This window comes from Streptomyces sp. NPDC099050, assembly GCF_044759865.1.
Classification (GTDB): Bacteria; Actinomycetota; Actinomycetes; order Streptomycetales; family Streptomycetaceae; genus Streptomyces.
The window spans coordinates 279,417-300,247 of sequence record NZ_JBIWAE010000005.1; the positions used below are offsets into that span (position 1 = coordinate 279,417).

The window sequence follows — 20,831 nt, forward strand, 5'->3', positions numbered from 1 at the left end:
ACCTGTCCACCTTTCATGCGCGATACATTTCACGCATGACACAAGATCCCGTCGACCACACACCCGAGACCTTCATCGCTTGGTTCCGGGAGATGTTGGACCGTCGCGGCTATTCCGAGCGAGGCGCGCAAAAGCGTTTCGCCAGGGACGCCGACATGAGCGAGCCGACGGTCTCCAGACTCCTGAACGGGAGCGGAACCCCTGACCCCCGCACCCTTGGAGCGCTCTCCAAAGCGCTCAACGTCCCTTTCCCCGAACTCCTCGTACGCGCCTGCGTCGTGTCCCAGAAAGACCTAGACGCACTGCGCCACGTGGCACCCGAAGCCCTCACCACCGAGCAGGCTGCCGCCGAGCTTGGCATCACCAGCCCTGATGGCATCGCGGCATTCGACCGCACCGTCAGGGGCCTACGAGCCACAGAACCAACCCAGCCGCAGCGCCCGAAGTCGCGCGCCCGCAACAGCGGCTAGCAATCCAGGAAGGCACCACCCCGAATGATGATCACCCGCGAACAGATGGCCACCGCTGCCGCATCTGTAACCCTCGCTGGCGGCCTCGTCGCGTTCGTTGCTAACGCCGCCGGCCCCCGCAATCGGCTCGCGTGCAGCGGCCTGCGACTGGCTCTCAGCGCCGTGCCGCTCGTGATCATCACCCGTGCCCGCCGCTCACAGCAGCAGGTCCAGAACTCCGCCACCTCCCACCACCGAGAGGGTTACTGGCTTGGACTCAACCACGCAGCACGCGGACTCCTGCTTACCCCGCCTCCGGACAGCCACGGCCAGGGCGCCCCCGCACAGGACGCCCCCGTCCACCTGTCCGCAGTCCCCTCGCCGAAGAACGCAGAGGGGCCCATCAACGGGAAGCCGCAGTGACCCTGTCCGACATACCCGCAACATTCCACGGTGCCACGGAAGACGAGGACGGCGAGCCATGGCTCGCGTACATCCGCGTCTCGACGTGGAAAGAGGAGAAGATCAGTCCCGAGCTCCAGCGGGACGCAATCACCCAGTGGGCCAAGCGCAGCGGCCGACGCATCATCGGGTGGGTTGAAGACCTCGACGTTTCCGGCCGCCACTTCAAACGCAAGATCATGGCGTGCATCGAGCGCGTCGAGGCCGGCGAGGCCCGAGGCGTCGCAGTCTGGCGGTACTCCCGTTTCGGCCGCGACCGGACCGGCAACGCCATCAACCTCGCCCGGCTCCAGCAGGCCGGCGGGGACCTGGAATCCGCAACCGAACCCATCGACGCCTCCACCGCCATCGGCCGGTTTCAGCGAGGCATGATCCTTGAGTTCTCCGCGTTCGAGTCGGATCGCGCCGGAGAGCAGTGGCGCGAGACCCACGACCACCGCCGCTACAAGCTCCAGCTACCCGCCCAGGGCCGCAAGCGGTTCGGGTACATATGGCACCGCCGCTACGACCCGACCACGGGCACGCTGCAACAGGAGAAGTACGAGCCAGAACCCGGCATCGGCCCCGTAGTCGCCGAGCTTTACCGCGACTACGTCAAGGGGTACGGGTTCACCAAGCTGTGTGGCCAGCTCAACCAGGACGGACACCGCACCACGCAGGGCGCGTTGTGGAGCACCGAAACTCTCACCCGCTACATGGACAGTGGTTTCCCCGCCGGGCTCCTCACTGTGCACAACCCAGAGTGCCGGTGCCGCAAGACCGACGGGACCTGTAAGAACCACGTCTACATCCAGGGCGCCCAAGAGGAACTGATCGACTTCAACCTCTGGGAGCGGTACCTGATACGCCGGAAGGAGGTGAAAGCGACCGCGCCGCGCTCCCGGGACGGGATCTACGAACTCACAGGCTTGGGCAAGTGCGGCGGATGCCGGGGAGGCACCAGCATGAACACGGCCCGCCGCGAAGGCGTCAACGTTCCCGGCCACGCGTTCCGGTGCAGTAAGCGCGCTAAGGCCGGCGCCCTGGCATGCGAGGGCGTTCTCGTCGAGCGCAAGTTCGTCGAGGGCGAGGTGTTCAAGTGGCTTTCAGAGAAGGCCGCCCAGGGAATCGACACCGCCCCGCAGACCCACGCCACCGACGAGAAGAACAAGGCGAACGAGGAGGCCGCCAAGAGGATCACGGCGCGCGCCAAAGCACAGGCTGAGGTCGACAAGCAGCGGCAGGCACTCGCCCGGCTTCGCGCCGAGCGCGCGGCCAACCCGAACGACTACGGCCCGGGAGAGTACGAGGAGGCCGCCGACCTCATCCGTAAGAAGAGGGCCGACGCACAGCAGCTACTCGACAGCATCCCGGAAGAGGCACCGCTACCGGACCGGGCGGAGTTCGTCCCCCTGATACGCGGCACCCTCGCCGAGTGGGGAAGCCTCGACCCTCGGGGAAGAAACCTGATCTTGCGGAAACTCATACGTCGAGTCGCCCTGATCAGGTACGGGCCAGGGGCCGAGAATCACAGGGTGGAGGTTCACGCCCGGTGGGAGCCTGACCCGTGGTCGAACCCCAAGAAAGCTACCGCGAGGTAGTGACATACCGCATGGTACGTGCGCAGAATCTTCCCACCGTCGCGACGGAGCGACAGCGCCCACCGGGAGGACGCCGCGTGTACAGCACCATGCAAGAGGTACCGCTCAACATCAGCCGGATTCTGGAGCATGGCCGGAGGATCCACGGCAAGTCCACTGTGACGACGTGGACCGGTGAGGCAGAGCCCCACCGCCGGACATTCGCCGAGATCGGCGACCGCGCCGCACAGCTCGCGAACGCGCTACGCGATGAACTGGGCGTGGAGCCCGGGAGTGTTTTGGCAACACTGATGTGGAACAACGCCGAGCACGTCGAGGCGTACTTCGCGATCCCCTCCATGGGCGCGGTCCTGCACACGCTGAACCTGCGGCTCCCTCCCGAGCAGCTGGTCTTCATCGTCAACCACGCGGCCGACAAGGTCGTCCTGGTCAACGGCACCCTGCTGCCGCTGCTCGTCCCGCTCCTGCCGCACCTGCCGACGATCGAGCACGTCGTGGTCGCGGGCATCGGCGACCGCTCCGCCCTCGAGGGCCTCGGCGTGCGCGTGCACGAGTACGAGGAGCTCCTGGCGGGCCGCCCGGACACCTACGACTGGCCCGAACTGGACGAGCGCCAAGCCGCGGCCATGTGCTACACCTCCGGCACCACCGGGGACCCCAAGGGCGTCGTCTACTCCCACCGGTCGATCTACCTGCACTCGATGCAGGTCAACATGGCCGAGTCGATGGGCCTGACCGACAAGGACACCTCCCTCGTCGTCGTCCCGCAGTTCCACGTCAACGCCTGGGGCCTGCCCCACGCCACCTTCATGACCGGCATCAGCATGCTGATGCCGGACCGCTTCCTGCAGCCCGCGCCGCTCGCGGACATGATCGAGCGCGAGAAGCCCACGCACGCCGCGGCCGTCCCCACCCTCTGGCAGGGCCTGCTCGCCGAGGTCACCGCCAACCCGCGCGACCTGACCTCGATGAAGCAGGTCACCATCGGCGGCGCCGCCTGTCCGCCGGCCCTGATGGAGGCCTACGACAAGCTGGGCGTGCGCCTCAACCACGCCTGGGGGATGACCGAGACCTCCCCGCTGGGCACCATGGCCCACCCGCCGGCCGGTCTGACTCCCGAGGAGGAGTGGCCGTACCGCATCACCCAGGGCCGTTTCCCGGCGGGCGTCGAGGCCCGCCTGGTCGGCCCCGGCGGCGACCTCCTGCCATGGGACGGCGAGTCGGCGGGCGAGCTGGAGGTCCGCGGCAGCTGGATCGCGGCCGCCTACTACGGGGGCGCGGCCGGCGAACCCTTCCGCCCCGAGGACAAGTTCAGCGAGGACGGCTGGCTCAAGACCGGCGACGTCGGCGTGATCAGCCCCGACGGCTTCCTGACCCTCACCGACCGCGCCAAGGACGTCATCAAGTCCGGCGGGGAGTGGATCTCCAGCGTGGAGCTGGAGAACGCGCTGATGGCCCACCCCGAGGTCGCCGAGGCGGCGGTGGTCGCCGTACCCGACGACAAGTGGGACGAGCGCCCGCTGGCCACCGTCGTCCTGAAGGAGGGCGCCACCGTGGACTACGCGGGACTGCGCGCCTTCCTCGGCGAGTCGATCGCCAGGTGGCAGCTGCCGGAGCGCTGGGCGATCGTCGAGGCGGTGCCGAAGACGAGCGTCGGCAAGTTCGACAAGAAGGTGATCCGCAAGCAGTACGCGGACGGCGTCCTCGACGTCACCAAGCTCGACTGAGTCACCGGTCCCCGCGGGTCCCCGGCTGCCCCCCCCGCGGCCCCCCGCGGGGCTACTGGCCGCGCGTGAGCCAAGGCCGCAGCAGCTTGCTGATCGCGGGCATGGCCACGTAGGTCATCAGGGTGCTGAAGACGACGGCGAACGCGGCCGTCCGCAGCACGAAGTGCAGGTTCACCAGGTACGGCCCGAGCAGCGCGTTGCCCGCGAGCGAGATCGGGAAGATGGCCAGCCCGGAGCTGATGGCCATCTTCCACCGCGGCGGCGCGGGCCGGGCCGTACCCGGCTTCGCGAACCAGGTCTCCATGCCGTGCAGTTCGCGCCGGGCTATCTCGGTGTGGTGGTGCCCGAGGCAGTTGGAGAACCAGGCGGCGCGCTCGGCGGAGTCCTGCCAGCGCTGGAAGGCCGCCTGGTTGCGGAACCGGTGCACCAGGAACCATGGCCCGCCCTCGACGGCCGGGCGGAACAGGCCGTACCCCAGGTGGTCGGGGAAGGCCGCGGCCGTCTCCAGGATCCCGTGGGCCCAGGCCTCGAAGTTCTCTTCGTGGCCCGGATCAACCTGTCGCGCGATGAGCAGGCTGACCTCCCCGTTGTCGGCGGGGACGGTCTGCTCGCTCGTGTCGATGATGGCCATGCGGCCAGAATGACTAGTTGGTGCCGATCTTGGCCAGCAGGTCCACGATGCGACCCTGCACGTCCGCCGTGGTGGACCGCTCGGCGAGGAACAGCACGCTCTCGCCCGAGGCCAGCCGCGGCAGTTCGGCCGGTTCGATCCCGGTGGCCGTGTAGACGACCAGCGGGGTGTGGTTCAACTGCCCGTTGGCGCGCAGCCAGTCCACGATCCCGGCCCGGCGGCGACGCACCTGCATCAGGTCCATCACCACCAGGTTCGGCCGCATCCGGGTCGCCAGTTCCACGGCGTCCGTATCGGCGTCGGCCCGCGCGACCTGCATGCCGCGCCGCTCCAGGGCGGCGGTCAGCGCGGTCGCGATCTCGTCGTGCTCCTCGATCAGCAGCACCCGGGAGGGATGCTGCTCGCTGTCGCGCGGCGCGAGCGCCTTCAGGAGCACGGCCGGATCGGCGCCGTACGCGGCTTCGCGCGTGGCGTGCCCCAGCCCGGCCGTGACCAGCACGGGCACCTCGGCGGCCACCGCGGCCTGACGCAGCGACTGCAGGGCGGTCCGGGTGATCGGCCCGGTCAGCGGGTCCACGAACAGCGCGGCGGGGAACGCGGCGATCTGCGCGTCTACCTCCTCGCGGGAGTGCACGATCACCGGGCGGTAGCCGCGGTCGCTGAGCGCGGCCTGCGTCTGCGCGTCCGGAGCCGGCCACACCAGGAGCCGGCGCGGGTTGTCCAGCGGCTCGGGCGGCAGTTCGTCGTCCACGGGACGCGGCACGGTCCGGTTGACCACCTCGACGGCGCCACCGGGCCCGTCCAGCGGCTCGGGGCCCTCGGCGGAGCCCTCCTCGGGGGCTCCTATGGCGAAGGCACGGCCCTCGGGCGCGGGCTCCGCGAGCCGGCGCCGCCGGCCGGAGCCGTTGGTGTCGGTGGACCCCCCGTCCTGGCCGAGGCTGCCCAGCGCGCGGACGCTGATCGGCGCCCCGGCGGCCTCCGCGGGGGCGTCCTGCGGCTGCCGGGCTCCGGGTACGGCGATCTGCCCGCTGCTGCCGTCGGAGTCCTCGGGCGCGGTACGGGCCGCCGGAACCGGCCAGGCCGGGGTGGCGGGCAGCGCACGCCGCCGCCCGGTGGGATGCGCCTCGGTACCTACGGGGCCTTGCGCGCTCGCGTCAGGCCGCCCGGCGGCGGCTTCGGCACCCTCGGAGTCGGTGACGGGCGGTGCGCCCAGTACCCGGCGCCCGCGCCGCCCGCCCGCGGCGTCGGCTTCGGCAGCGGCGGCGGCAGCGGAGCCGGCCATGGCGGGGGCCTGCGGCGGCTGCGGAGCCGGCGTCGGCCCGGCGGGCAGCGCGAAGCCGCCCTCGGGGGCGATGGGCCGCGCGGGAGCGGGGGAGGACGGAGCCGCGGGCACCGGAGCCGGCATCGGCGCGGGCGTCGGCCCGAGCCCGGTCGCCGGCACCGGGCCGCCCGGCTGCGCCGCTCCGGCCGCGCCCAGGGCACGCCGCCGCCCGGCGGGGTGCTCCGTCAGCGGAACGGGGAGCCCCGGGAACGGGGGCACGGGCACGGGCGGGAGCGCGGGCACCGCGGTCCCCTGCGGGGGCACGGGCCGCCCGGGGCCGCCCGGGCGGTCGTTGACGCCACCGGAGTCGTTGTTGCCGTTGCCGCCGTTGCCGCCGCTGCCGTCGCCGTTCTGGCCGCGCCGCCGTCCCGTGCCGCTTCCGCCCAGACCCGCCGGGTTCACGGGGGACTGGGCGAGCTCCGCGGGAGCGCCGTCGCCGGGCCGGGCGACGGCCGTGGCCTCGCCGCCCCGGCGCCGCCCGGACGGCAGCGCGAGCGCGCTCCCGCCGTCGGGCGCCTGCCCCGCCTTCGCGAGGCCGGTACCGGAGCCGCGGTCGGCCCCCTTCCCGGTGGCCGCGTCGGGGCCGGTGGCGCCGGCTGCCTCATCGGCGTCGTCGGTGAGGAACGCGTCCACGCCGCGCCGGGCCCGCCGGCCGCCGGAGACCTGCCCCGGGCCGCCCTCGGTCCCGGGCTGGGTCCCGGGTTCGGCCGGGGGGGCCTCCTTCGGCTCGGGCAGGGTGACCGTGCCGGCTCCCGCGCCCAGCGGCAGTTCCAGTACGTACGCCCCGCCGGGCGCGCCGGGTACCTCCACCGTCTGCAGCACACCGCCGTGCGCCTCCACGATGCCCCGCACGATCGGCTCGTGCACCGGGTTGCCGCCCTCGTACGGTCCGCGCACCTCGATCCGTACGACCTCGCCGCGCTGCGCGGCGGCCACCACGATCGTCGAGTCGCTGTACCCGCTGCCCTGGCGGGTCTTGCCGGTGGCGTCCACCCCGGCGACGTCCGCGACGAGGTGCGCGAGGGCGGTCGCGATCCGCTCCGCGTCCACCTCGGCCTCGATGGTCGGGGCGTGCACGGCGAACTGCGCCCGCCCGGGGCCGATCAGCTCGACCGCGCCGTCGACACCGGCCGCGACGACCCCGTCGATCAGCACCTTCTTCTTGTCGAGCTTCTCGCCGCCCGCGTCGAGGCGCTGGAAGGAGAGCACGTTGTCGACCAGCGTGGTCATCCGGGAGTAGCCGGCGGCCAGGTGGTGCAGGAGCTGGTTGGCCTCGGGCCACAGCTGTCCCGCGTCGTCGGCGGCCAGCGTGGCCAGCTCGCCGCGCAGCTCCTCCAGCGGTCCCCGCAGGGAGTCGCCGAGGACGGACAGCAACTGGGCGTGGCGCGCGGCCAGCGCGTCGTAGGAACGCCGGTCAGTGAAGGTCATGACGGCGCCGACGAGCTGCTCCCCGTCCCGTACGGGAGAGGTGGTCAGGTCCACGGCGACGGGCTGCCCGGCCTTGTTCCACAGCACCTGGCCGCGGACCCGGTGCTTGCGTCCGCTGCGCAGGGTGTCGGCGAGCGGGGACTCCTCGAAGGGGAACGGCGATCCGTCGGCGCGCGAGTGCTGGACCAGCCCGTGCAGTTCGCGGTTGCCGAGGTCGGTGGCGCGGTAGCCGAGGATCTGGGCGGCGGCCGGATTGACCAGCACGACCCTGCCGTCGGTGTCCGTGCCGACGACGCCCTCGGCGGCGGCGCGCAGGATCATCTCGGTCTGGCGCTGGGAGCGGGCCAGCTCGGCCTCGGTGTCCACCGTCTGGGAGAGGTCCCGGACGACGAGCATCAGCAGCTCGTCACCGGTGTACGAGGGCTGCGGCTCGCGGTAGGCGTCACGGCCGTCGAGGTGGGCCGCGGTGACCTCGACCGGGAACTCGCTGCCGTCGGTACGGCGGGCGACCATCCGTTTCGGGCGGGCACGGCCGCCCTCGTCCTCGCCGGGCCGGCGCATGGAGCCGGGGATCAGCTTGGAGTCGAACTCGGGCAGGAGGTCGAGCACGCCCCGGCCGACGAGCCCGGTTCCGGGGCTCTCCATGACCTCTAGGGCGATCGAATTGGCGTTGACGACCGTGCCGTTGGCGTTGACGAGCAACAGCGCGTCCGGAAGAGCGTCGAGTATTGCTGCGAGGCGAGCAGCGCCTCGGGATGGCCTGCTGCTCACGACGAGCTTCCTCCCTGACCACAACTACCGGCATGTCACGGGAGGAGTCTAAGCGCACGGGCTCCCGGCGAGGGGGCGGATGTCCGGCGCATACCGCCCGAGCGGCGCATCCTCCCAGGTCAGGAACGCCCACGTGGAAGCACAGGTTCCAAGTCGTTCCACCGGCGGATCTCGCAGCCGTCCGTCCGGCGGAACCCGGAATCCACCCTGTGGCCGTGCCACGTTCCGGTGATCCGGGCGGTGGCCCGGCCGCCGTCCTGCATGGTGCACAGCTGGTTCTTGGGCTCGGGGGCGAAGGGGTCCTTCCCCTCGCGCGCGAGGGCTTCGAGGCGGGCACAGGCGTCCTCGGCCTGCGGGTGGTTCCCGCCGGGCGGGTCGCACTCCAGCCGGTACTCGCCGTCCGCCCGCGGGTTGCCCGTGTCGGCCACCACGATGGTGAGCCGGTCGGGGGCGGGCGCGGGGGCGGCCAGGAGCCGGCTCAGGGGTGGCAGCGGGGGCAGGGGGCCGGCCGGGCCCGCCGCCGCTGCGGCCAGAGCGGAGGTGACGGCGAAAGCGGCGAGACGCAGCATGGGGAACTCCAGGTCGTCCGTACGTCGTACGACAGACCAACGACGAGCGGGCGCCGACGTTCCGCATACGGGGGTGCTTAAGGCTTTGCTCTGCGGGCCGCCCTCCTTGTACCGTGGGAGCGGATTGGTGACGGGCCCCTGGCCTGTGTCATCATCTGCACGCACCTTCGTACGCGGGGGTGTGCTGGAGGCGTCGCCTAGTCCGGTCTATGGCGCCGCACTGCTAATGCGGTTTGGGGCTTACCCCCCATCGAGGGTTCAAATCCCTCCGCCTCCGCACTTCACGAAGCCCCGGTCCTTGCGGACCGGGGCTTCGGTGCGTTCGGGGTTCGGCGCGTTCGGGGGATGGCGGGTTCAGGGAGGCGGGATCTGCCCGCGCGGAGCTGCGCCGAGGACGCCCCGGCAACCAACCGGATGATCTTCTTCTAGGCCGTTTTCGCAGGTCAGAGCGGGTGGACCTAATGGATTTCGCGTCCCGGCGAGGTCCATGTATTGTTGTTCTCGCAAGGCCAACGGGGCGCAAAACCCCGGCCGGCCAAGCACTCGTAGCTTAACGGATAGAGCATCTGACTACGGATCAGAAGGTTGCAGGTTCGAATCCTGCCGAGTGCACAGCCCAAGAGGCCCCCCGGTTCACCGGGGGGCCTCTTGCGTTGTGCTTTCTCTTCTCCCCCTCCCCTCCCCTCCCCCCTCTCCTCCTCCTTGGTGATGAGACCTGGCTCCGGGGGGTTACGGGGGGAGATGGCTCTGCCGGGGGACGCGGGGTGCGGACGGGCGAGGCTACGGTTCTTGGAGATCGACTCGCCAGGGATCGGCTCACCGGAGACGGTTCACCGGGAAAGCAGGGGGAACGCACATGGGACTGTTCGGGAACGCGCATGCAGTGGATCCGGCGTCGGCTCACCGCGAGTACGCGCGACTGCTGGGGCAGGGGGAGCAGGTGCACGCCGCTTACCTGCTGATCCGCGACACGATCCTGTTCACCGACCGGCGGCTCGTGCTCATCGACAAGCAGGGGGTGACGGGCAAGAAGGTCGAGTACCACTCGATCCCGTACCGGAGCATCACGCACTTCTCCGTGGAGACCGCCGGCCACTTCGACCTGGACGCGGAGCTGAAGATATGGCTCTCCGGGAGCTCGGCGCCGATAGCGAAGACCTTCACCAAGGGCGTCGACATCTATGAGGTGCAGGCGATCCTGACGCAGTTCGTCGCCCGCTAACCGGGTCGGGGGAGACCAGGGGGGAAGGGACGGCCGAATGCTGTTCGGCCACAAGGGGTGAATTCGGGATCAGGTAGCGTCGCCGCCAGGGTGTGCAGGGGCGGAGGAGGAGTTCGGTGGACGACATCGACCGGGCGCTGATCCAGTGCTGCCAGGAGGACGCGGGCCAGCCGTACGCGGCGCTGGCGGCCTCCGTGGGGCGCTCCGCGGGCGCCACCCATGAGCGCGTGCGCAAGTTGCGCGAGCGGGGGGTCATCCGGCGGACCACGGTCGAGGTGGATCCGGCGGCCGTCGGCAGCGGGGTCCTGGCCTACGTGATGGTCGGCTCCACGGCCTGGATGGGCGACTCGCGGGCCGCCTTCGACGGCATCGCGGAGATTGAGGAGGCGCACATCATCGCCGGCAGTGCCTCGGTGATGGTCAAGGTCCGCCGCACGGCCACCACCGAGCAGCTGCAGGACGTCCCGCGCCGCGTCTACACCACCGACGGTGTCAGCGGGACGCAGGACACCGTCGTCCTGGAAACCTCCTTCGAGCGACCGCTCCCCCTGTGACCTGGTGGTGCACCGGGCTCCGGTGGAACGACGGCCGGCCCGCCATGGGCTGGTACGGGCCGGGACCGGGACGGGGAGAGCGCACCAGCCCCCTCGGGTACGGGCAGTCGCTCGCCTTCGCCGCCCGGGGGGAGCGCCACTGCCTCGGCATCCGGCGGGCCGGACGGCGGACGCCGTGCCCGACGGGGCGGAGCGTGACCGGCCGGGCCGGGAACGCCCAGTGCCCCGAGTGCGCCGGCCTGGACCGTTCCTTCTCGGTGGCGGCCGACACCAACGCCGGTGATCCGCGTACCTACCGGGTGTACCTCGCCTGGTTCGGGACCGGGCTGGTCAAGGTCGGCATCACGGCCGAGGAGCGCGGGTCCGTCCGGCTGCTGGAGCAGGGCGCGGTGGCCTGGGCCTGGCTGGGGCGCGGGCCGCTGATGGCGACCCGTCGGACGGAGGAGCTGCTGCGGGCCGCGCTGGGCGTGCCCGACCGGATCGCCTATGCCCGTAAGCGGTCCGTGCGGGGAGACGTGCCGCCGGCGCCCGAGCGGGCGGCGGAGGTCGCGGCCCTGCACGCGCGGGCGGCCGCGCTGGAAGGGTGGCCGGAGTCGTTGGAGAGGCTGGAGTGCGAGGTGACTGACCACGCGGGGGTGTTCGGGCTCGACGCGCTGCCCGCCCCGGCCCGGGTGATCACCGAGATGGTGTCTGGCGGGAGCGTCGCCGGCCGGCTCGTCGGCGCGGCCGGGCCCGATCTGCACTTTGCCGACGGGCTGGTCGTGGACACCCGGCTGCTCGCGGGGTGGGAGCTGGTGGCGCCCGGGGAGGGCGGTGCCACCGATGTGCCCGTGGCCCCGATCCCGGCCGTCGGGCGGGAAGCCGCGGCCGCGCAGGACGGGCTGTTCTGATCCGACCGGCAGAGGAGGGGGCAAGGTCAAAACTTGGATCCCTTTGGCGCTCCGAGCCATTTTCCGGTGGACATGCCACGTTCCCGCCACAGAGGGTGGTGGGCATGAGCATCCAGCCCGTGCGGGCCTTCGAACCTCCTTATGTCATGAGCGTGTTCACCAGTGTCCGGACCGCCGAGGACGGCGGATATCCCGAGACGCTCGAGCGGATGGCCGAGCTCGTCAGCGGCAACCCGGGCTTCCTCGGCTACGAGTCCGCGCGCACCCCCGGCGGGCTCGGCATCACCGTCGCCTACTTCCGCGACCACGAGTCCATGGCCCTCTGGCGTGGGGAAATGGAGCACCAGGCGGCGATGAAGCAGGGCCGCACCGACTGGTACGAGAGCTACACCCTGCACGTCGCGACGGTCGAGCGGAGCCACGGCTTTGTCCGCGAAGACGGCTGAGGCCGTCCGGGCGTTCCGGGAACGGCTCGGGGTGCCCGGGCTGGTCGACGTACACACGCACTTCATGCCGGAGCGCGTACTGGACAAGGTGTGGGACTACTTCGACGCGGTGGGCCCGCTGACCGGCGTCGAGTGGCCCATCACCTATCGGCACGAGGAGGAGCAGCGGGTCGTGCTGCTGCGGGAGTTCGGGGTCCGGGCCTTCACCGCCATGCTCTACCCGCACAAGCCCGCCATGGCCGCCTGGCTCAACTCCTGGTCCGCAGATTTCGCCGCGCGCACCCCCGACTGCCTGCACACCGCGACCTTCTTCCCCGAGGACGGGGTGCGGGAGTACGTCGGCCAGGCCGTCACCGCGGGGGCCCGCGTCTTCAAGGCCCACCTCCAGGTGGGCGGGTACGACCCCACCGACGACCGGCTCGACCCGGTCTGGGGGCTCCTCGCCGAGGCCGGGATCCCGACGGTCGTGCACTGCGGCTCGGGGCCCGTCCCGGGGAAGCACACCGGCCCCGGTCCGATCGCCCGGCTGCTGGCCCGCCACCCCCGGCTGCCGCTGATCGTCGCGCACATGGGCATGCCGGAGTACGCCGACTTCCTCGACCTCGCCGACCGGTACGCCGAGGTCCGCCTCGACACCACCATGGCCTTCACCGACTTCTCGGAGCAGTTCAGCGGCTTCCCGCCACAGGACCGCGGCCGGCTCGCCGACCTCGGCGACCGGATCCTGCTGGGCACCGACTTCCCGAACATCCCCTACCCCTACGAGCACCAGCTCGACGCCCTGGAACGCCTCGGCCTCGGCGACGCGTGGCTGCGCGCCGTCTGCCACGACAATGCCGCCCGGCTCTTTCGCCTGGCCTGAGGGGCGGGAGGGGTTTCTCAGGGAATTCACAGCTTCAGGCAAGAGCGCTCTCACGGGCGGCGGCCAGCGTGTACGCATGACTGTGACGACCACATCCCACGCGTCCACGTCCACCGGCAACCACGCGGCCCTCGTCCGGCCCGACGGCGGCCCGTGCCGGGTCCTCGTCGTGGACGACGAGGCCGCCCTCTCCGAACTGCTCTCCATGGCCCTGCGCTACGAGGGCTGCGAGGTCCGCAGCGCGGGCGACGGCGCCGGCGCGGTGCGTGCGGCACGGGAGTTCCGGCCCGATGTCGTCCTGCTCGACATCATGCTCCCCGACATGGACGGGCTGGCCGTCCTGGGCCGCCTGCGGCGGGAGCTCCCGCACGTTCCGGTGCTGTTCCTGACCGCGAAGGACTCGGTCGAGGACCGCATCGCGGGTCTGACGGCGGGCGGCGACGACTACGTCACCAAGCCGTTCAGCCTGGAGGAGGTCGTCGCCCGGCTGCGCGGCCTGGTCCGGCGTTCCGGGGCGGCGCAGGCCGCGCGCGGCGGGTCGGTGCTGGAGGTCGGCGACCTCAGGCTCGACGAGGACAGCCACGAGGTGAACCGGGGCGGTCAGGACGTCCACCTGACCGCGACCGAGTTCGAGCTGCTGCGCTACCTGATGCGCAACCCGCGCCGGGTGCTGAGCAAGGTGCAGATCCTGGACCGCGTGTGGTCGTACGACTTCGGCGGCCAGGCCAACGTCGTCGAGCTCTACATCTCTTACCTGCGGCGCAAGCTGGAGGCCGGTACCGGCCTCCAGCCGATGATCCACACCCGTCGCGGCGCCGGCTACCTGATCAAGCCGGCCGACTAGTGACGGCCGGCGAGCCCCGCCGCCCCCGCCGCCCCCGCCGGCCGGGCCGCCCGGCGCGTCCGCCCGGCCCCCGCCGCCCCCGATGGACCCGGCGGCCCTGGTCGCTGCGGACCCGGCTCGTCGTCTCGGCGGTGGCCCTCATCGCCGTCGTCGGCGCGGCCATCAGCACCGTCACCACCGTCGCACTGCGCTCGTACCTGGTCGACAAGGTCGACGAACAGCTGCGCGCCTCCATCCAGATGGTGAGCCACCCGGGCGCGGCCAAGTTCCCCCGGGAGAACAACCTCGGCGTCGTCATGGGACCGGGATCCCCGCTGGGGGCCGTCGGAGTCCGCCTCGACACCGCGGGCAAGGCAGTCGAGAGCGTCCGCAGCCAGCGCAGTGCCGCCATCGGCGGATCCGGGTACGGAGCAGGGTCCGCCGGCCACCCGCGCCTCACCACGGAGCAGGCCTCCGTCCTCGCCGGGGCCGCCCGCAAGGCCACCGACGGCCGCCCCGGCGACCCGGTCGAACTGAACCTGCCCGGCCTCGGCGCCTACCGGGTGCTCACCTCGCCCGACAGCAGCGGCGGCCGCATCGTGATCGGGTTCCCGCTCACCGAGGTCGACTCCACCGTGCACACCCTGATCGCGGTGGAGGTCTTCGTCACCCTCGCCGGGCTGATCGCGGCCTCCCTCGCCGGACAGGCCCTGGTCGGTGTCGCCCTGCGCCCGCTGCGTCGGGTCGCCGCCACCGCCACGCGGGTCTCCGAGCTCCCCCTGGACAGCGGCGAGCCCGCCCTCCACGAGCGGGTCCCCGACGCCGAGGCCGACCCCCGTACCGAGGTCGGGCAGGTCGGCGCCGCCCTCAACCGGATGCTGGGCCACGTCTCCTCGGCCCTGACCGCACGCCAGCAGAGCGAGACCCGGGTCCGGCAGTTCGTCGCCGACGCCAGCCACGAGCTGCGCACACCGCTGGCCTCGATCCGCGGGTACGCCGAACTGACCCGCCGGGGCCGCGAGGAGCCCGGCCCCGACACCCGGCACGCCCTCGGGCGGATCGAGTCCGAAGCCACCCGGATGACCGGTCTGGTGGAGGACCTGCTGCTGCTGGCCCGGCTCGACGCGGGCCGCCCGCTGTCCACCTGCGACACGGATCTGGCCCCGCTGGTCGTGGACGCCGTCAGCGATGCGCGGGCCGCGGGCCACGACCACCACTGGCGCCTGGAACTACCCGAGGATCCCGCCCTGGTCCACGCCGACCCGGCGCGGATCCAGCAGGTGCTGGTGAACCTGCTGGCCAACGCCCGGACGCACACCCCGCCCGGCACCACCGTCACGGCGCATGTTTCACGTGAAACATGCGCCGTCCGGCTCCGGATCGAGGACGACGGCCCCGGCATCCCGCCCGAACTGCTGCCCCACGTCTTCGAGCGCTTCGCCCGCGGCGACGCCTCCCGCTCCCGCTCGGCGGGCTCCACCGGCCTCGGCCTGGCCATCGTGGCCGCCGTGGTCTCGGCCCACGGCGGCCACGTCGACGTCCGCAGCGCCCCCGGCCACACCTCCTTCGAGGTCCTGCTGCCCCTGGCCGACCCCGCCGCCCCCGCTCCGGCCGCGCAACCGCACTCACAGACGGGCCACAGGGTCAGCACACAGCGGTGACAGCCCGCCCCGGGAGGGTCGGGTCATGCCTACCGACACCTCTCCCGGAGCGCTCCCGGTACGGGCGCCCCTCGCGCCCGTACCGGGTGGGCCCGTCCTCGACGTGGTGATCCCGGTCTACAACGAGGAGACGGACCTCGGCCCCTGCGTGCGCAGGCTGCACGAGCACCTCACCCGGACCTTCCCGTACCCCTTCCGCATCACCATCGCCGACAACGCGAGCACCGACCGCACCCCCGAGGTCGCGGCCGCCCTCGCCGCCTCCGTGGCCGGGGTGCGCAGCACCCGGCTGGAGCAGAAGGGCCGTGGCCGGGCCCTGCGCACCGTGTGGGGGGAGTCGGACGCGCCCGTCCTGGCGTACATGGACGTGGACCTCTCCACCGACCTCAATGCCCTGCTGCCGCTGGTCGCCCCGCTGATCTCCGGCCACTCCGACCTCGCCATCGGCACCCGCCTGGCCCGCTCCTCGCGGGTGGTCCGGGGAGCGAAGCGGGAGTTCATCTCCCGCGCCTACAACCTGCTCCTGCGCTCTTCGCTCTCCGCCCGCTTCAGCGACGCCCAGTGCGGCTTCAAGGCGATCCGCCGCGAGGTCGCGACCCGGCTGCTGCCGCTCGTGGAGGACGCCGGCTGGTTCTTCGATACGGAGCTGCTGGTCCTCGCCGAGCGGGCCGGGCTCCGGATCCACGAGGTCCCGGTGGACTGGGTCGACGACCCCGATTCCACCGTGCACATCGCCCGCACCGCCGCCGAGGACCTCAAGGGGGTCTGGCGGGTGGGCCGGGCGCTGGCCGTCGGCGCGCTCCCGCTGGACCGGCTCGCCCGCCCCTTCGGGGACGACCCGCGCGACCGCACCGCCCTGCCCGGGGTCCCGCGCGGGCTGGCCCGCCAGCTCCTGGGCTTCTGCGCGGTCGGCGCCCTGTCCACCCTCCTGTACCTGCTCCTCTACTCCGCGGCACGGACCGCCGCCGGGCCCCAGCTCGCCAACGCCGCCGCGCTGCTGCTCTCCGCCGTCGCCAACACCGCCGCCAACCGCCGCCTCACCTTCGGCGTCCGCGGCCGGGCCCGAGCCGTGCGCCACCAGGCCCAGGGACTCGTGGTGTTCGCCATCGGACTGGCCCTGACCAGCGGTTCGCTCGCCGCCCTCGGGGCCGCCACCTCCACACCGGGGCACAGCACCGAACTGGCCGTCCTGGTCACCGCCAACCTCGCCGCCACGGTGCTGCGGTTCCTGCTCTTCCGCGCCTGGGTCTTCCCCGAACGGCGCGCCACTCCCGCGAAGGACCACTCCTGATGACCACGGCAGCGCTACCGCTCCACCCGCCCTCCCCGGCCGCCCCGTCCCCCACCACGGCCCGGGCGCACGCCGCACGGCCCGGCTGGGAACGCCCCGCCTTCCTCGGGCTGCTCCTCGCCACCGCCGTCCTGCTGCTGTGGGACCTGGGTGCCTCCGGCTACGCCAACTCCTTCTACTCCGCCGCGGTCCAGGCGGGAGGCGAGAGCTGGAAGGCCTTCTTCTTCGGCTCCTCCGACGCCGGGAACTCCATCACCGTGGACAAGCCCCCGGCCGCGCTGTGGCCCATGATGCTGTCCGTCCGGCTCTTCGGGCTTGGTGCCTGGCAGATCCTCGTCCCGCAGGCCCTGATGGGCGTCGGCACGACCGCCGTGCTCTACGCGGCCGTACGCCGCCAGTTCGGCCCGGCGGCGGCCCTCATCAGCGGAGCCGTCTTCGCGCTCACGCCCGTGGCCGCGCTGATGTTCCGCTTCAACAACCCCGACGCTCTGCTGACCCTCCTGATGACCGTCACCGTGTACTGCGTGCTCCGGGCCCTGGACGGCGCGCACACCAAGTGGCTCGTCTGGGCCGGGGTCGCGGTCGGCTTCGCCTTCCTGACCAAGACCCTCCAGGCCTTCGTCATCCTGCCGCCCCTCGCCCTGCTGTACGCGGTCTGCGCGCCGACCCGGCTGCGCAGGCGCCTGGGACAACTGCTTCTCTCCACCCTCGCCATGGTCGCGGCCGGCGGCTGGTGGGTGGCGGTCGTCGAACTGTGGCCCGCCTCCTCCCGCCCGTACATCGGGGGTTCGCAGAGCAACTCCTTCCTGGAACTGACCCTCGGTTACAACGGCCTCGGCCGGATCAACGGCGAGGAGACCGGCAGCGTCGGCGGCGGAGCCCGTACGGCGGCCACCGAGGGCATGACCGGCACCGGCCCCGGAGCCGGTGGCGGGATGAGCTGGGGAGAGACCGGCATCGACCGGCTGTTCTCCTCGAACATCGGCGGTCAGATCGGCTGGCTGCTGCCCGCCGCGCTGATCATGCTCGTCGTGGGCCTCGTGGTCACCTGGCGGGCCCGCCGGGCCACCGACACCCTGGAGGGCATGGCCCGCGCGGCCTTCCTGGCCTGGGGCGGGGCGCTGCTGATCACCGCGGTGGTCTTCAGCTTCATGCAGGGCATCTTCCACGAGTACTACACCGTCGCGCTGGCCCCCTCCATCGCCGCCCTGGTCGGCATGGGCATCGCCGTCCTCTGGGAGGAGCGGGGCAGCCGGGCCGCCTCCCTCACGCTCGCCGGGACCCTCGCTCTCACGTCGTACTGGGCCTTCGTGTTGCTCGGCCGCTCCGCGGAGTACGTGCCGTGGTTGCGCTGGCCGGTCCTCGCTCTCGGACTCGGCACGGCCCTGCTGCTGCCGTTCACCGCGCGGCTGGGCCGCCGCACCGCACTCGGTGTGGCGGCAGTCGGCCTGGGCGTGGCCCTGGCCGGACCCCTCGCGTACTGCCTGACCACGGTGACCACCCCGCACACGGGCTCGATCGTCACCGCGGGCCCCGCGGTCGCGGGCGGCCGGGGCGGCCCCGGCGGCGGGATGCGCGGCTTCGAGATGCCGGGCGGCGGCGGGATGCCCGGCGGCGGAGCCGCACCGCAGGGCACGCCCCCGGGCGGAACCGCCCCGGGCGGCCAGGCCCCCGGCGGCCGGGCACCCGGAGCCGGCAACCGCCCCACCGACGGCGGCCGGGACACCCGGACCGGCGGCGGACCCGGCGGGGGCGAGGGCGGAGGCGGCATGGGCGGCCTGCTCGGCGGGACGCGGACCAGCGCCGAGGCCACGGCCGCGCTGCGCGCCGACGCGGACCGGTACACGTGGGCGGCGGCCGCCATCGGCTCGCAGAACGCGGCGAGTTACCAGCTCGCTTCGCAGCAGCCGGTGATGGCCCTCGGCGGCTTCAACGGCAGCGACCCCTCTCCGACCCTGGAGCGGTTCAAGGCGTACGTGAGCGCCGGGAGGATCCACTACTTCATCGGCCAGAGCAGTGCGGGAGCCGATGGCGGCGAAGCCGGCGCCGCCGCCGAGACCGGCACCGCGACCCGCGGCGGGGGCGGCCCCGGCGGGGGCGTGAGCAGCTCCATCGAGACGTGGGTCAGGGCCAACTTCAAGGCCTCCACGATCGGCGGAGCCACCTTCTACGACCTCACCGCGCCCACGTCACAGGCGTCCTGAAACCCGCCGGACCGGACCGGGAACGGATCACGGCCGCGGCCGTACGGCTGCTGGACGCCACGGGCCTGCCGTACGCCACCCGTGCCGGGGCCCGGATGGCCGTCTCGCAGCTCCTGCACGGCCGTGGAGGCACGGTCCGGCGGCCCCCCGACGGGGAGTTCTGCCTCGCCCTCGACGTCCTGATCGCCGGGATCGAGGCGCACGCCGGGCCCGCGGCGGGCGTAGCGCCGGCCGCCCCGGCCGCGCCCGCCGCCGCCCCGGCCGCCCCGGCCGCGCCCGCCGCCGCCCCGGCCGCCCCGGCCGCGCCCGCAGCCCCGTAGACCGTCCGGCTACTCGGCCGCGGCGGCCGCCGGCTCGTGGGCCGCCGGCTTCGACCTCAGGGCGACCTCCTTGATGAACACCACCAGCACCAGCGCGAGCAGCGCCGTGGGGGCGGCGTAGAGGAAGACGTCGCCGACGCCGTGCCCGTACGCGGACTCGACGACCGTGCGGAAGGGCTCGGGCAGCTTGGCGAGGTCCGGGATCGCGCCCCCGCCGGTGCCGCCGTGGCCCATGGCGGCGGCCTTGGGGCCGAGCTCGGCGAGGCCGTCCTGGACGTAGTGGGTGACCCGGTTGGCCATGACCGCGCCGAGGGCGGAGACGCCCATCGCGCCACCGAGCGAGCGGAAGAAGGTGACGACCGAGCTCGCGGCGCCCAGGTCCTCGGGGGCCACCTGGTTCTGGGAGGCGAGGACCAGGTTCTGCATCATCATGCCGAGGCCGAGGCCGGTCAGCGCCATGAAGATCGCGATGTGCCAGTACGGGGTGTCGTACCGCAGGGTGCCCAGCAGGCCGAGTCCGGCCGTCAGGAGCACACCGCCGGAGACGAGCCAGGTCTTCCACTTACCGGTCTTGGTGATCACCTGACCGGAAACGGTGGAGGAGACGAAGAGCCCGCCGATCATCGGAATCGTGAGGATTCCGGACATCGTGGGGGACTCGCCGCGGGCCAACTGGAAGAACTGGCTGAAAAACACGGTGCCCGAGAACATCGCGATGCCGACGAAGAGCGAGGCGGCCGAGGCGAGACTGATGGTCTTGTTGCGGAAGAGGCGCAGCGGAATGATCGGGTCGCTCGCCTTGGACTCGACCAGGAGGAAGAGCAGGCCGAGGGCGAGGGCGCCGCCGGTCATCGCCGCGGTCTGCCAGGACATCCAGTCGTACGAGGTGCCGGCCTGGGTCACCCAGATCAGCAGGGCCGAGACGGCGCCGCTGATCAGGAGGGCACCGAGCCAGTCGACCTTGACGTCGCGCCGGACGACGGGCAGGTGCAGGGTGCGCTGGAGCACGACCAGGGCGATGACGGCGAAGGGAATGCCGACGTAGAAGCACCAGCGCCAGCCGAGCCAGCTCGTGTCGGTGATGACCCCGCCGAGCAGCGGGCCGCCGACGGTGGCGACGGCGAAGACCGCGCCGAGGTAGCCGCTGTACCGGCCGCGCTCGCGGGGGGAGATCATCGCGGCCATCACGATCTGGGCGAGGGCGGAGAGGCCGCCGACGCCGATGCCCTGGACCACGCGGCAGGCGATGAGCATGCCGGTGTTCTGGGACATGCCGGCGACCATCGAGCCGAGGACGTAGATCACCAGGGATATCTGGACCAGCAGCTTCTTGCTGAAGAGGTCGGACAGCTTGCCCCAGAGCGGGGTGGACGCCGTCATCGAGAGCAGGGCGGCCGTGACCACCCAGGTGTACGAGGACTGGGTGCCGCCGAGGTCGCCGATGATCTGGGGCAGGGCGTTGGAGACGATCGTGGAGGACAGGATCGCCACGAACATGCCGAGCATCAGCCCGGAGAGCGCCTTCATGATCTGCGGGTGGGTCATGGGCGCGCTGTCGGACGTGGTCTCCGGCCGGCCGCCTTCCCGCACACCGGTGGGTGTGGTCGTAGCCATGTGGTT

15 protein-coding genes, 2 tRNA genes and 1 pseudogene are annotated in these 20,831 nt (G+C 72.3%); 14 read left to right on the forward strand and 4 right to left on the reverse strand.

Features of this window, described 5'->3' with window-relative positions; genetic code table 11:
* The first annotated feature begins 35 nt into the window (after positions 1-35).
* From ACIQV3_RS11555 to ACIQV3_RS11565, 3 genes are all read left to right on the forward strand, one after another.
* Positions 36-470, forward strand: coding sequence for a helix-turn-helix domain-containing protein (locus tag ACIQV3_RS11555; RefSeq protein WP_403712120.1), 435 nt, complete (start codon positions 36-38; stop codon positions 468-470).
* 398 nt (positions 471-868) lie between these two features.
* Complete coding sequence (locus ACIQV3_RS11560; protein ID WP_403712122.1) at positions 869-2,491, forward strand: recombinase family protein; 1,623 nt, start codon at positions 869-871, stop codon at positions 2,489-2,491.
* A gap of 77 nt (positions 2,492-2,568) precedes the next feature.
* Entirely contained in the window at positions 2,569-4,218 is a 1,650-nt protein-coding gene (locus ACIQV3_RS11565; RefSeq protein ID WP_403712124.1) for a long-chain fatty acid--CoA ligase, read from the forward strand.
* A gap of 52 nt (positions 4,219-4,270) precedes the next feature.
* On the opposite strand, the gene ACIQV3_RS11570 is transcribed toward ACIQV3_RS11565, so the two are convergent.
* The 3 genes from ACIQV3_RS11570 to ACIQV3_RS11580 form a co-directional block, all read right to left on the reverse strand.
* Positions 4,271-4,849, reverse strand: coding sequence for an antibiotic biosynthesis monooxygenase (locus tag ACIQV3_RS11570; RefSeq protein ID WP_266956816.1), 579 nt, complete (start codon positions 4,847-4,849; stop codon positions 4,271-4,273).
* A gap of 13 nt (positions 4,850-4,862) precedes the next feature.
* Complete coding sequence (locus ACIQV3_RS11575) at positions 4,863-8,369, reverse strand: PAS domain-containing protein (protein ID WP_403712126.1); 3,507 nt, start codon at positions 8,367-8,369, stop codon at positions 4,863-4,865.
* 119 nt (positions 8,370-8,488) lie between these two features.
* Positions 8,489-8,938 (reverse strand): SSI family serine proteinase inhibitor, encoded by a 450-nt coding sequence (locus ACIQV3_RS11580; protein ID WP_403712128.1) that lies wholly within the window; start codon positions 8,936-8,938, stop codon positions 8,489-8,491.
* A 186-nt stretch (positions 8,939-9,124) separates the two neighbouring features.
* Here ACIQV3_RS11580 and ACIQV3_RS11585 point away from each other — a divergent pair.
* The 11 genes from ACIQV3_RS11585 (at position 9,125) to ACIQV3_RS11635 (ending at position 18,891) form a co-directional block, all read left to right on the forward strand.
* Positions 9,125-9,215: transfer RNA gene (locus ACIQV3_RS11585), tRNA-Ser, on the forward strand.
* Between the two features lie 262 nt (positions 9,216-9,477).
* A tRNA-Arg gene (locus ACIQV3_RS11590) sits at positions 9,478-9,550 on the forward strand.
* Positions 9,551-9,794: 244 nt separating this feature from the next.
* On the forward strand, positions 9,795-10,160 hold the full coding sequence (locus ACIQV3_RS11595; protein WP_403712130.1) for a PH domain-containing protein: 366 nt from the start codon (positions 9,795-9,797) through the stop codon (positions 10,158-10,160).
* 116 nt (positions 10,161-10,276) lie between these two features.
* Positions 10,277-10,714: an Lrp/AsnC family transcriptional regulator gene (locus ACIQV3_RS11600; RefSeq protein ID WP_403712132.1), complete on the forward strand. Its 438-nt coding sequence runs from the start codon at positions 10,277-10,279 to the stop codon at positions 10,712-10,714.
* Positions 10,711-11,604, forward strand: a complete 894-nt coding sequence (locus ACIQV3_RS11605; RefSeq protein WP_403712134.1) for a DUF2797 domain-containing protein — start codon at positions 10,711-10,713, stop codon at positions 11,602-11,604. The genes ACIQV3_RS11600 and ACIQV3_RS11605 overlap by 4 nt, the downstream gene beginning before the upstream one ends.
* A gap of 104 nt (positions 11,605-11,708) precedes the next feature.
* On the forward strand, positions 11,709-12,050 hold the full coding sequence (locus ACIQV3_RS11610; RefSeq protein WP_403712136.1) for an antibiotic biosynthesis monooxygenase family protein: 342 nt from the start codon (positions 11,709-11,711) through the stop codon (positions 12,048-12,050).
* Complete coding sequence (locus ACIQV3_RS11615) at positions 12,031-12,912, forward strand: amidohydrolase family protein (protein WP_403712138.1); 882 nt, start codon at positions 12,031-12,033, stop codon at positions 12,910-12,912. The genes ACIQV3_RS11610 and ACIQV3_RS11615 overlap by 20 nt, the downstream gene beginning before the upstream one ends.
* A 76-nt stretch (positions 12,913-12,988) precedes the next feature.
* Positions 12,989-13,756 carry a response regulator transcription factor gene (locus ACIQV3_RS11620; protein WP_403712140.1) on the forward strand — a complete coding sequence of 256 codons (768 nt, stop codon included), beginning with the start codon at positions 12,989-12,991 and terminating at the stop codon, positions 13,754-13,756.
* Between the two features lie 131 nt (positions 13,757-13,887).
* A complete protein-coding gene (locus tag ACIQV3_RS11625; RefSeq protein ID WP_403712142.1) occupies positions 13,888-15,396 on the forward strand; it encodes a sensor histidine kinase in 1,509 nt (502 codons plus the stop codon).
* Positions 15,397-15,421: 25 nt separating this feature from the next.
* Positions 15,422-16,687, forward strand: coding sequence for a glycosyltransferase (locus ACIQV3_RS11630; protein WP_403712144.1), 1,266 nt, complete (start codon positions 15,422-15,424; stop codon positions 16,685-16,687).
* Positions 16,687-18,891, forward strand: coding sequence for an ArnT family glycosyltransferase (locus ACIQV3_RS11635; RefSeq protein ID WP_403712146.1), 2,205 nt, complete (start codon positions 16,687-16,689; stop codon positions 18,889-18,891). Before ACIQV3_RS11630 ends, ACIQV3_RS11635 begins: the two co-directional genes overlap by 1 nt.
* On the opposite strand, the pseudogene ACIQV3_RS11640 reads toward ACIQV3_RS11635, so the two are convergent.
* A pseudogene (locus ACIQV3_RS11640) lies at positions 18,863-20,825 on the reverse strand (MDR family MFS transporter). The gene ACIQV3_RS11635 and the pseudogene ACIQV3_RS11640 sit on opposite strands and share 29 nt — an antisense overlap.
* Positions 20,826-20,831: the final 6 nt, after the last annotated feature.